The sequence below is a fragment of the Nostocoides veronense genome, assembly GCF_039531185.1.
Taxonomy (GTDB): domain Bacteria; phylum Actinomycetota; class Actinomycetes; order Actinomycetales; family Dermatophilaceae; genus Nostocoides_A; species Nostocoides_A veronense.
Window position 1 is genome coordinate 14,015 of record NZ_BAAAPO010000008.1, and the last position, 12,162, is coordinate 26,176.

Annotated in this window: 11 protein-coding genes; 7 read left to right on the plus strand and 4 right to left on the minus strand. The window is 68.1% G+C overall.

The window, feature by feature from the left end:
- Positions 1–5 precede the first annotated feature (5 nt).
- Positions 6–701 (minus strand): hypothetical protein, encoded by a 696-nt coding sequence (locus ABD225_RS02550; RefSeq protein ID WP_344080812.1) that lies wholly within the window; start codon positions 699–701, stop codon positions 6–8.
- A gap of 117 nt (positions 702–818) precedes the next feature.
- On the opposite strand from ABD225_RS02550, the gene ABD225_RS02555 reads away from it, so the two are divergent.
- A complete protein-coding gene (locus ABD225_RS02555) occupies positions 819–1,541 on the plus strand; it encodes an AIM24 family protein (protein ID WP_344080815.1) in 723 nt (240 codons plus the stop codon).
- A 131-nt stretch (positions 1,542–1,672) separates the two neighbouring features.
- Here ABD225_RS02555 and ABD225_RS02560 read toward each other — a convergent pair whose 3' ends face one another.
- Together ABD225_RS02560 and ABD225_RS02565 are read right to left on the minus strand one after the other, a co-directional pair.
- Positions 1,673–2,167 (minus strand): Rv0909 family putative TA system antitoxin, encoded by a 495-nt coding sequence (locus ABD225_RS02560; protein ID WP_344080818.1) that lies wholly within the window; start codon positions 2,165–2,167, stop codon positions 1,673–1,675.
- A gap of 123 nt (positions 2,168–2,290) precedes the next feature.
- Entirely contained in the window at positions 2,291–4,969 is a 2,679-nt protein-coding gene (locus ABD225_RS02565) for an MGH1-like glycoside hydrolase domain-containing protein (protein WP_344080821.1), read from the minus strand.
- Positions 4,970–5,090: 121 nt separating this feature from the next.
- Here ABD225_RS02565 and ABD225_RS02570 point away from each other — a divergent pair, with 121 nt between their 5' ends.
- The 6 genes from ABD225_RS02570 to ABD225_RS02595 are packed head-to-tail and all read left to right on the plus strand — an operon-like array spanning position 5,091 to position 10,650.
- Positions 5,091–5,972, plus strand: a complete 882-nt coding sequence (locus tag ABD225_RS02570) for a S1C family serine protease (protein WP_344080824.1) — start codon at positions 5,091–5,093, stop codon at positions 5,970–5,972.
- Between the two features lie 21 nt (positions 5,973–5,993).
- Positions 5,994–7,013, plus strand: a complete 1,020-nt coding sequence (locus tag ABD225_RS02575) for an AAA family ATPase (RefSeq protein ID WP_425564313.1) — start codon at positions 5,994–5,996, stop codon at positions 7,011–7,013.
- On the plus strand, positions 6,992–7,885 hold the full coding sequence (locus ABD225_RS02580) for a DUF58 domain-containing protein (protein WP_344080827.1): 894 nt from the start codon (positions 6,992–6,994) through the stop codon (positions 7,883–7,885). Before ABD225_RS02575 ends, ABD225_RS02580 begins: the two co-directional genes overlap by 22 nt.
- Positions 7,882–8,874, plus strand: a complete 993-nt coding sequence (locus ABD225_RS02585; protein WP_344080830.1) for a VWA domain-containing protein — start codon at positions 7,882–7,884, stop codon at positions 8,872–8,874. The genes ABD225_RS02580 and ABD225_RS02585 overlap by 4 nt, the downstream gene beginning before the upstream one ends.
- Positions 8,871–9,965: a VWA domain-containing protein gene (locus ABD225_RS02590; protein WP_344080833.1), complete on the plus strand. Its 1,095-nt coding sequence runs from the start codon at positions 8,871–8,873 to the stop codon at positions 9,963–9,965. Before ABD225_RS02585 ends, ABD225_RS02590 begins: the two co-directional genes overlap by 4 nt.
- A 46-nt stretch (positions 9,966–10,011) precedes the next feature.
- Positions 10,012–10,650: a hypothetical protein gene (locus ABD225_RS02595; protein WP_344080835.1), complete on the plus strand. Its 639-nt coding sequence runs from the start codon at positions 10,012–10,014 to the stop codon at positions 10,648–10,650.
- Between the two features lie 11 nt (positions 10,651–10,661).
- Here the strand turns inward: ABD225_RS02595 and hflX are convergent, their stop codons facing one another.
- The gene (gene hflX, locus ABD225_RS02600) at positions 10,662–12,122 is read right to left on the minus strand and encodes a GTPase HflX (RefSeq protein ID WP_344080837.1); all 1,461 of its coding nucleotides are present in this window, start codon (positions 12,120–12,122) and stop codon (positions 10,662–10,664) included.
- Positions 12,123–12,162: the final 40 nt, after the last annotated feature.

The window sequence follows — 12,162 nt, forward strand, 5'->3', positions numbered from 1 at the left end:
GCCGCTCAGGCCCAGGAGGGCGGGGGTGGCGGCGGGGCCGTTCCACCGCCGCCACCGAGGTCGGTGATCTGCTCCTGCACATCGACGATGGTGGAGTCCGCGAGCACGTCGCCATTGGGCGTCTCGTCGAAGGTGGGGTCGGGGTATGCCGTGCCCTCGGCCCCCGGTCCGTTCGCCTCATCCGCCGCGGCAGCTCCTGTCTCTCCGGCCTCCGCAGCAGGCGACGGCACGGGCGGGGGCGGCGGGGCGGCATACCCACCCATTGGCGCATCTCCCACCGGCGCGGGCATCGGAGCTGCGGGAGGCGGGGCGGCGACAGGTGGCGGCGGCGCAGCAGAGGCCGCAGCGGCGGCCGCGGCAACGGCACCGGGCGGGGGCGGCGGCGCGCCCGGTGCGCCATAGCCGGGAGGGGCCGCCGGGGAAAGCGAGAGGTTCAGTCCGCCACTGGATTCCAGCGAGCGCAATTGCTCCATCACCCGCTGGTAGTCCTCGGCCGAGCCGGGGCGCCCCATCGCGTTGAGATAGGTGAGCACCCCGAGATCACGCAGCAGGCGATCGGCGGGACCACCCGGCATACCCCCGCCCCCCATCGGCCCGCCCCCCATGGGGCTGCCGCCCATCATCCCCGAGTTGGCCATCGCCGCATCGGCCTTCTGCTGCAGGTCCATTGCCGCGGCTTTCGCCTTGTCCAGGAACCCCATCGCACACTCCTTCGTCGGACACCTTGATTTGTGGAAACGATATGCCGCAGCCCGCCTCGGCGCTACGGTTTGAGCGAGGCCGTCCACCGGCGGCCACGAACCCGATGGGGAGATGAGATGACCATTCACGGGTCGCTTTTTCAGGACTTCCGCGAGAAGGAAACGCAAGATCCGTTCTCATTGCAGAACAAGAAGATGCTCCGGGTCGACATGCGCTACGGAGAGGTGATGGCCAAGGCCGGCTCGATGGTGGCCTATCAGGGCGATGTCCGCTTCACCAAGCAGAGCTCCGGCCTCGGTCGGATGTTCAAGTCCGCGGTCTCCGGCGAGGGCGTCTCGATGATGACCTGCTCGGGCCAGGGCGATCTCTTCCTCGCCGATGACAATCGCGAAGTGCAGATCATGTACCTCCAAGAGGACGCGATCTCCGTCAATGGCAACAACGTGCTGGCCTTCAGCAACTCCATCCAGTGGGACATTCACCGCATCCAGGCGCGCGGCGCGGCGATGACCGGAGGCCTCTACAACGTCTCGCTGCGCGGCACGGGCTATGTCGCGATCACCACCAAGGGTGACCCGGTTGCCCTTGACGTCGCCTCCTCCCCCACCTTCGGCGACGCGCAGGCGGTCGTCATGTGGACCAATGGCGTGCGGATGGATGTGCGCGTCGACACCGGCGGGATCGGCTCGATGATCCGCGGCGGCACCGGCGAACTGCTGCAAATGGCCTTCTCCGGGCAGGGCTATGTCCTGGTCCAGCCGAGTGAGTCCGTCACCGACGGGGGCCACCAGCAGCAGAGCGGCGGCTCAGGCAGCATGCTTGGCGGCCTGCTCAACTGACCTCCCATTTCTCTCCGGATGCCACTTTGTTGAGGTTCGGGTGACTTTCTAGGCACTCCGAACCTCAACCTTTCGGCATCCGGAGAGAAATGAGTGACGCGGGCCCCTGCCGTATGCCCGATGCGCCGGGATCAGCCGACGCGGCCGTCGCCCTCGGGCCAGCCCAGGCCTTCGCGGTCGGTGGCGTCCGCCGCGGAGGCCGGCGCCTCGGCCCGGGAATCGTCAACAGATCCGGCCGGGTCGGTCGCGTCCTGCCGGGCGTCGGCCGGCGGGAACTCCGGAGCGAAGGCCGTGCCCGGCATGCCGGCGTTGGCCGCGTCGTCGAAGGCCGAGTCGGCGGGCGAGGAGCGGCCCGGACCGCGCTCGGCGACCTTGTCCACGGCATTGCCCACGGCGACTGAGAACTTCTGCATCTTGTCGTGGTACTTCCCGTCAGTGCGGGCGTCCACGGCCTCGGTAGCCTTGGCCACCCAGTCGTCGACCTTGCCGCGGTTGTCGGCGGCGAGGGCACTAGCTTGCGCCTTGGCGTCCTCGAGAGTCTTCTTCGCCAGCCGGTTCAGGTCCTCGACCCGGCGGTCGAGATCGAGATCGTCGATGGTCTTCTTGAGGGATTCGTTGATGGACATGGGTCCCCTCCTGCTCGGGATCGCTGGGCGACATCTGGCACCGCCCGTTCCGCTCGGACTCAACGCCGAGCCGCGCGGCGCTGTTCCCTCGACTCTACGGACCCTGGATGCCCGCGAGGGCCGTTACGGCTCCTCATCCCAACGGCAGATCAGGTTGGCGACGAGCGCGGTCCACCCGGTCTGGTGCGAGGCGCCGAGACCTGCGCCGGTGTCGCCGTGGAAGTACTCGCTGAAGGTCGGATGTGCCTGCCACAAGGGTCCGGTCGGGATGTCGCGTGGGTCGCTCGGTCGACGACCATCGGGGCCCAGGCGGAAGAGGCCGATGAGCCGGTCCTCGATGGCCTCCGCGACCGCGGCGACGCCGATATAGCTCCCCGAGCCGTGCGGAAACTCGACCTGGACGTCGGCCGCCATCCCGGCGGCATAGGTGCGCAGGGCGTCGGTGAGCAGGACGTTGACGGGGAACCAGATCGGGCCGCGCCAGTTGGAGTTGCCGCCGAACATCGGCGAGTCGGAGTCGCCCGGGTTGTAATGAACCGGCAGGTCCGCGCCGTCGAGCTGAATGACGATGCCATCGCGGTAGGCCGCGGACATCGACCGGATCCCGCCATCGGCCAGGAACTCTCCCGGGTCCACGAGCCGCCGCAGCACCCGCACGAAGCGGTCCTCCGTCAGCACCGAGAGGGTGTCGAGCGAGCCGTCGGTCGGGTGAATGAGCGCATCGAGCAGCTCCGGCCGACGGGCCTGCAGCCAGGCCCGGTGCCGGGTGAAGTCGGGCAGCGCCCGGTCCACCCAGGACGGCATGGTCGCCACGGCGATCAGCGGCAGCAGGCCCACCATCGAGCGCAGTCGCACCGGCTGCGCGTGACCATCCGCCTCGATGATCACGTCATAGAAGAAGCCGTCCACCTCATCCCACAAGGCGATGTTGTCGCTGCCGAAGGCCTCCATCGCCTCGGCGATCGCGAGGAAGTGTTCGAAGAACTTCGTCGCGACCTCGTCCCACGCCGGGTCCTCGCGCGCCAACTCCCAGGCCATCCGCAACATCGCCAGGCATTGGAAGGCCATCCAACTCGTCGCATCCGACTGCTCCAAACGCTGCCCCTCCGGCAAGGGCGCGCTGCGATCGAAGGGCCCGACATTGTCCATGCCCAAGAAGCCGCCCTCGAAGAGATTCGACCCGTCAGCGTCCTTGCGGTTGACCCACCACCCGAAGGCGAAAAGCAGCTTGGTGACAACTCGGACCAGAAAGGCCCGGTCGCGGCGACCGTCGATGCAATAAACCTGCCAGGCGGCCCACGCGTGCACCGGCGGATTGACATCGGAGAAGTTCCACTCGTAGGCCGGGAGCTGGCCGTTGGGGTGCATGGCCCACTCCCTGCACATGAGCATCAGCTGCTCCTTGGCGAAGTCCGGGTCGATGTGCGCGAGCGCGACGCAGTGGAAGGCGAGATCCCAGGCGGCGAACCACGGGTACTCCCATTCATCCGGCATCGAGATGACATCGGCGAGCGACAGGTGCCGCCATCGGGTATTGCGTCCGGCGGGCTCAGGGGCCAGCCGGGCCCGCGGAGGCGCCGGTTGCGCCGGGTCACCCTCGAGCCACTGGCGCACGTCATACCGATAAATCTGTTTGCCCCACAGTAGGCCGGCGAAGGCCCGGCGCGCGATGCTCGCGTCCTCCTCCCCCGTGCTCGGAGGTATGACGCCCGCATAGAACTCGTCCGCCTCGCCGGCTCGCGCGGCGAGCGTCTGGTCAAAGCCCGCGAACGGATCGCGGCCCTCGCGGTCGCCGTCGCGCGTGAGGCGCAGGCGCACCGTGACGCTCGCCCCCGGGTCGATGGCCTCCCACTGCCACCAGAAGGCGGCCTTGGTCCCCCAGGCCCGCCGCAACATCGAGGCGTCGCCACGCACCACGGCGGCGTCGATCGCGTCCTTGGGGTGTTTGCTGCCACCGGCCACCCCGAAGGCTGCCTCCTGGTTGGTCTCGTTGTCGCAGAACAGAACTCGTGGCTCACCATCGGCGACCAAAAGATATCGACCGAGGTATCCGTGCTCGGACAAGATGGCCGCTTGATCGGCCGCGCCGCGTGCCGCACTCAACCGAGGAACCCGAGTGTCCCGGCCCCACGACCAGGTGTTGCGGAACCACAGCGTCGGCAGCAGATGCAGGGGCGCGGCCTCTGGGCCGTGGTTCGTGGCGGTGATCGTCACGAGAATGTCCTCGGGTCCCGCCTTCGCGTGCGTGACCTCGATGTCGAAGAAGCGGTCCTCGTCCAAGATGCCGGTGTCCGTCAGCTCCCACTCCGGCTCGGTGCGAGACCGGCCGCTATTCTCCGCGACCAGATGGTCATAGGGATAGGCGCGCTGCGGATAGCGGTACACCATCCGGGCATAGGAATGGGTCGGCGTGGCATCCAGGTGCCACCAATACTCCTTGACGTCCTCGCCATGATTGCCCTGCGGGTTGGTCAGCCCGAAGTAGCGCTCCTTCAGCCGGTCGTCGTGACCATTCCAGAGGGCCAGACCGAGGTTGAGGAAGCCATAGCGATCACACAGACCCGCGATCCCGTCCTCGCCCCAGCGGTAGGCACGCACGTGCGCCTGATCGAAGGGGAAGGACGCCCACGCATCGCCGTCTGCGGAGTAGTCCTCCCGCACCGTGCCCCACTGCCGGCCCGCGACATACGGCCCCCACAACCGCCATGGGGCATCCGGCCCCGAGGACTCGGCGAGCCGGGCCTGCTCGACCGTGGCTGGCGCGGCCGGTTCGGGACCGGCGGAGTCGGGTGTCGTGGTCATGGACGACAGCCTGCCGCAGGCGGCTGACAACCCCACCTCCTGAGGCCGGCAATGCTGTGCATTCCGTGTGAGTTCCCAGATCGAGCAGGCCCTTGTCGGATGCGGCGTTTAGCATCACGGGATGCAATGGCGACTGGGTCGGGCCGAGAGCGGCGCCCCGCTGCCCGGCTCACCGGGGCCGGCTGCGGCGCCCACGCCTGCCCCGCCCTCAGCACCCGATGCCAAACCGTCACGCACCCGCGCCGCACGTCCCGCATGGTTCTGGCTCGCCCTCGCGCTGGTGGCGCTGATCGCCACGGCCGCCTTATGGCGCACGCTGCACCTGCCTGAGCCCTATACCGACACGCAGGCCCGCGCTGCCGCGAGCCCCTTGATCGAGGAAGCACAAAAGGACCAGGCGCAGCAGCCGGCGGCGGGGGCCGCGGCATACTCCCGAATCGCGCCCTCCTTGGTGGTGATCCGCACCCAAGGCGGCGGCGATCGCGGGCTGGGCACCGGCTTCATCGCGCGCGCCGACGGGACGATTCTGACCGCCAATCACGTCATCGACGGCGGCGGTTCGATCCAGGTGACTTTCGCCGATGGCACCAAGAGTTCGGCCAAAATCGCTAGTCAGGAGCCCGAGCGCGACCTCGCGACGCTCACCCCCGCCCGCCTGCCGCAGGTGGTCGTGCCCGCCACCCTTGGTGCCGCCGGGCCCATCGGGTCGTCGGTGCACGCGGCGGGCAACCCGCTCGGCCTGACCTTCTCGTTCTCCTCCGGCGTCATTTCCGCGACGGGCAGGTCGATCGATGCCGGCAATGTCACCTTGAAAGACCTCATTCAATTCGATGCGGCCGTCAACCCCGGCAACTCCGGCGGCCCGTTGCTCGATGACCAGGGCCGGGTCGTCGGCGTCGTGACGGCCCTGGCCAATCCCTCCAATCAGCCCTTCTTTGTCGGCATCGGATTCGCCGTGCCGATCGAGCAGGCCGGCGGCGCCATCGGCGCCCCGCCGATGTAACCCCAGGAAATCGGAGCCCTCGTGGACAACGACCCGCTGACCGCCCGCCCCTTGGAGCAGACGCTCTATGAGGTGAAGAAGACCATCGTCGGCCAGGACGAACTTCTGCAGAAGATGATCATCGCCCTGCTGGCGCGCGGTCACCTGCTGGTCGAGGGCGTGCCCGGATTGGCCAAGACCCTGGCGATCAAGGCGCTCGCCGAGACGATCGGTGGGGCCTTTCAACGCATTCAGTTCACTCCTGACTTGGTGCCCGCGGATGTCGTTGGCACCCGGATCTATAACCAGCAGAGCGGGGAGTTCCAGGTCAACCTCGGGCCCGTCTTCGCCAATCTGGTGCTCGCGGACGAGATCAACCGCGCGCCGGCCAAGGTGCAAAGCGCCTTGCTTGAGGTCATGCAGGAACGACAGGTCACCATTGGGCGCGAGACTTTCGCCTCGCCCAAACCCTTCCTCGTCATGGCCACGCAGAATCCCATCGAGTCCGAGGGCACCTATCCGCTGCCTGAGGCGCAGGTCGACCGCTTCATGATGAAGGTCAAGGTCGGATATCCCTCTGCCGCAGAGGAGTTCGTCGTCGTCGAGCGGATGCTCGGGCTCGGAGAGAAGCCGCAGCGCGTCATGGATCCCGAGCAACTCGCCAGCCTGCAGCAGGCCGCCGATGCCGTCTACGTCGACCCGGGGATCATCCAGTATGCCGTCCGGCTCGCCACCGCGACCCGCAACCCGGCGCTCGCCGGGCTGCCCGACTTGGGTCGCTTCGTGACCTTCGGCGCCAGCCCGCGAGCGTCGATCAATATGGTGCTCGCCGCCCGGGCGCTCGCCTTCCTGCGCGGTCGCGGCTATGCCCTGCCCGAGGACTGCCGGGACCTGGCCCTCGATGTGCTGCGCCACCGACTGGTGCTGTCCTATGAAGCGCTCGCCGACAATGTGGACCCGGATGACATCGTGCGCGCGATCATCAATGCCGTTCCGCTGCCGGACATTTCGCCGCAGGTGCCCGAGCGTGAGCAGGTGCAATGGCATCCGTCCACGACCTGACCCCGGCCGCCCTCCTGCGGCGGATCGAATGGACCGTGCTGCGGCGTCTCGATGGCGCCCTGCAGGGCGACTTCGTCACGCTCTTTCGCGGGGAGGGGATCGACTTCCAGGAATTGCGTGAGTACGTCCCGGGCGACGATCTGCGCCGGATCGACTGGAATGTCACGGCCCGGATGTCGACGCCCTATGTCCGCGACTATGCCGAGGACCGGGACCTGACCGCGTGGTTGCTGCTGGACCGGTCCGCATCGATGGCCTTCGGGCCGTCCCAACGCGGCAAAGACGATGTCCTCGTGGAGTTGGTGGCCTGCTTCGCGCACATTTTTGGCCGAGGCGGCAACAAGGTCGGTGCGATCGTCTTTGACGACGGCCCGACCGCCACGATCCCGCCGCGGGCCGGCCGGGTGCAATCGCTGCGCCTGATCCATGAGGTCTTGTCGCGCCGACCGCACTCGACATCGACCACCGATCTCGCGGGGTTGGTGCGTGCCGGGGTGGGTGTCATTCGGCAGCGCTCGCTCGTCATCGTCATCTCGGACTTCATCAGCGGCCCCGGGTGGGAGCGCCCGCTGCGGCAACTGGCCGAACGGCACGACGTCGTTTGCATCCAGATCGCTGACCCACTGGAATCAGAGCTTCCCGATGTCGGCGTGATCTCGTTGCAGGACAACGAAACCGGAGAGCAGATCCTGGTCGACACCTCCGACGCTGTCTTCCGCGCTCGGCTGCGCGAGCTGGCCGGCGAACAACAGCGGGCACTGACCGCCGGGGTCCGATCGGCCGGGATCACGCTGCATACGATCACCACGGACGAGGACCTCGGCCGCGGATTCCTCGCCATGGCGAGCCGGCGAAAGCTGGCCCGGCGATGACGTTCGGCATCCCGTGGGCCCTGCTCGCTTTGCTCGTGCTGCCCGTCCTGGTGTGGGTCTATCGCAGTGCCTGGCGACGGGCCCGCGCCGGGCGAGAATCCCTGGCGCGCACCGGCCTTCGCCCCGCTGGTGACGCGGCCAGTGGGCGTGGGCAGCATGGCGCCCCCGCCCTGCTGCTTGCCTCCCTGGCGCTGCTCATCGTGGCCTCCGCCGCGCCCGCATCGACCCTGACGATCACCAAGCCCGAGGGGACGGTGATGCTGGCCTTCGATGTCTCCAACAGCATGCTCGCCGAGGACGTCAAACCCCATCGGCTGACAGCCGCGAAGGCTGCCGCTAAGGCCTTCATCGCCAAGCAACCCGCGTCCGTGCGCATCGGACTTGTGGCCTTCTCCGACACCGGCATCGTCACGCAGCCCCCGAGTGACGATCCGGTGATGGTGAGTCAAGCGGTCGACCGGATGACAGCTCGCGGCGGAACGTCGCTGGGGTCCGGCATTTTCGCTGCGCTGCAGGCTATTTCGGGAGGCAAGCTGCAAGCCGACCCGGAGACGCTGGCCAAGGATCCGGACAGCATTGATATCGGCTATTACGGTTCGGGGCGGATTGTCTTGTTGTCCGATGGCCAGGATTCTTCCCGCGTCGATCCGCTGGCCATGGCCCGGCTGGCGTCGGTTGCGGGAGTCCGGATCGACACGGTCGGCCTCGGAACCGCGCAGGGCGCCAGCGTCACGATCAACGGGGTCACGCAACAGACCCAACTGGACTCCAGGCGCCTCACCGATATCGCCGACGCCACCAATGGCGCCTACCACGAGGCGAGCGATGCCGCAGGCTTGACGGCCATCTACCAAAACATCAAGCTCACCGACACCTCGCGGCGCGAACTGACGGGCCTCGCGCCATACTTCATGATCGCCGGGCTGCTCCTGGCGGCTGCGGCCGCGGGAGTCTCGCTCGCGCGCACGGGCCGGGTGATCTCCGCATGAGGTTCGCGTGGCCGGCCGCGCTCTTGGCGCTGGCGATCATCCCGCTGCTCATCGCGGCATACCTGTGGGCGCAGCGGCGCCGGCGCCCGCGGGCGATCCAGCACTCGAATGTTGCGCTCGTCCGAGCTGCCCTTGGTTCGCGCAAGCGGTCGTGGACCCGGCACCTGCCGCTGGTTGCGATCCTGCTCGGGCTGGCCAGCCTGGCCGTCGGGGCCGCACGTCCGACCTCACAGATGCAGGTGCCGAAGAACCGCACATCGATCATCGTTGCCCTGGACGTCTCGCGCTCGATGTGCTCGATTGATGTCGACCCCAACCGGCTCACCGCCGCGAAAAAGGCGCTGCAGGAATTCGTCGACGCCCAGGACCCGCAGACGCGGATCGGCCTGATCGCCTTCGCCGGCTATGCCGAGATGGTCGCCCCGCCGAGCACCGACCGCGACCAGCTTCGCGCCACGCTCGATGCGCTCCCCACGGGGCGAGGCACGGCCATCGGCGCTGCCATCCTGCGCTCCGTTGATGCCATCGCCAGCATCAACCCTCAGGTAGCGCCCATCGGGCCCGACGAGGTGCCGAATCCGCCCCAGGAACAGCAGTTCCCGCTCCCCGCGCCGAATCTCGACAAGATCTCGCCGCCGACCGCGGATCCAGTCGCTGATGTTGTCGTGCTTCTGACCGACGGTGCCAACACCCGAGGCGTGCTGCCGATGGATGCGGCGGCGGCCGCCGCTAAGCGCGGCATCCGCGTCTTCCCGATCGGCTTCGGCACGACGAATCCGACGCGGATGGCCTGCACCGCCGACCAACTCGGCTCGGACGCCTACGCCGAGGGCGGGCCGTATGGCAGCGGCAATATGGCCCAATTCCTCCTCGTCGACGAGCCCACGCTGGAAGGCGTGGCCAAGGCGACCGGCGCGAGCTACTCTCCCGCCCGCTCCGGCGCGGAGCTAGCCCAGGCTCTCGGGGATGTGCCGAAAGAGACGATCCTGACGACCCAGAAGCTCGAGCTCTCCCCCGCCTTCGCCGCCCTTGGCGCGATGCTGCTCCTGCTCGGCGTCGTCATCGCCAGTCGGCAGCGCGTGTTCCCCTGAGTGTGCCTTCGCGATGGGGTCGGTCCCGAGCGGTTAACGTCGGCCGGTGACGCCCCGAGACCTGATCGTGCGCCCGCTGCGCTTGTGGTGGCGCCTGACCGTCATCGAGGCCATGGGTTTCGTCGCCCTGGGCCGCGGGCTGGCCCGCCGCCCCCATATCCCGCCGGGCGCCCGTCCGCTGCGGTATGCCCGGGGCCGGTGGGCTGCGCCGGCGCTGTTCGGGTTCGCTGCTCTCGCCGAACTGATCGCCATCGACCTGCTGGTCCCGTGGGAGCGCTTCGAGTCGTATGCCGGCACCCGGTGGATCGTCTTCCTCCTGGGCGTCTATGGCGTCCTGTGGGTGGTGTTCTATGTCGTGGCGCAACATATGTATCCGCACTTGCTGCACGCCGACGAGTTGGAGCTGCGAAATGGCCACTTCGCCGTCGCGCGCGTGCCTCGGGATGCCGTGATCGGTGCTCGACCGCGGCCGATGCGCGAGGACGAGTCCGACCGTGTGGTGCTGTCCGATCCGCTCGCCCCGGCGAACCTGGATCTCGACTTCGACCGTCAGATCGCCATTCGCGGCATGCTCGGCGGGGTGAAAAGGCGGACGTCCAAGTTGGCGATCATCGTTGACGATCCTCGCGAGGCGGCCGACCTGCTGGCCACCTGGGCCGACCCTGGCAGGTCGCGGGCCGGCTAACTTCCGAACGGTCAGGCGCGGGCGGCGGCCGTCACAAAAGGCGCGAGGTCGGCGGCGAGGTCCGGGCTGACGAGAGCCACGACATAGGTCCCCTCGGCGCGGTGCTCGGTCTCGCCGATCTCGCCCGTCTCGTGGATGCGGGACATCAGGTCGCCCCGGGCGTAGGGGACGGTGGCCTCAACGCGCACCGAGGGGCGCGGCAGTTCCTCGGCAATCAATTCGATCAGCTCGGCGATCCCGGCCCCGGTGTGCGCGGAGACGGCGATGGAGTGCTTCTCGTGGCGCAGAATCCGGTCCACCACATCGGGGACCGCGATATCGGCCTTGTTGATGATGACGACTTCCTTGACGTCCGCAGCATCGACATCGGCGAGCACGGCCCGGACGGCGCTGATCTGGCCCTCCGGATCGGGATGCGAACCGTCCACGACGTGCAGCAGCAGGTCGGCGTCCGCGACCTCTTCGAGCGTCGAGCGGAAGGCGTCGATCAATTCGTGCGGCAACTGCCGCACGAAGCCGACCGTGTCGGTCAGGGTGAATTCGCGGCCATCCGGCGTCTGCGCGCGGCGCACGGTGGTGTCCAGCGTGGCGAAGAGTTGGTTCTCGACGAGCACACCGGCGCCGGTGAGCCGGTTGAGCAGCGAGGACTTGCCGGCATTGGTGTAGCCAGCGATCGCGACGCTCGGGGTGCCATTGGCTTTGCGGCTGTGGCGCTTGGTGTCGCGGTGGGTCTTCATCTCGCGAATCTCGCGGCGTAGCTTGGCGATTCGCGTGTTGATGCGCCGACGGTCCAGCTCGATCTTTGTCTCACCAGGACCGCGCGACCCGATGCCCTCACCGCCTGCGACCCGGCCACCCGCCTGCCGGGACATCGACTCACCCCACCCACGCAGCCGCGGAAGAAGGTATTGCAGCTGGGCGAGTTCGACCTGCGCCTTGCCCTCACGGGACTTGGCGTGTTGAGCGAAAATATCGAGGATCAGCGCGGTCCGGTCGATGACCTTGACTTTGACGATGTCTTCCAACGCGCGTCGCTGCGACGGGGCGAGCTCGGAATCGCAGACCACCGTGTCGGCGCCTTCGGCGATAACGACATCGCGCAATTCCTGTGCCTTGCCCGAGCCAAGCCAGGTGCCCGGGTCGGGCCGCTGACGCCGCTGAAGCAGCCCGGCAAGCACCGTGGAGCCGGCGGTCTCGGCGAGGGCTGAGAGTTCGCGCAGGGAGTTTTCGGCGTCCTCGGCGGTGCCCTCGGTCCACACCCCGGCCAGCACGACGCGCTCGAGGCGCAACTGGCGGTACTCGACCTCGGTGACATCCTCAAGTTCCGTGGACAGGCCGGCGATGCGTTGCAGCGCCGCCCGCTCCTCGCGGTCGAACTGCTCGCCGTCGCGGTCGTCGTGGTCGTAGGTCGTCCCCGCCAGGGCGCTCGCGCGGCGGGTCAGGACGTCTTGCTCGTATGCGTCATCACTCATGCTGACCCCAGCGTCTCATGCGTCGGTGGGGGCAAGCCAC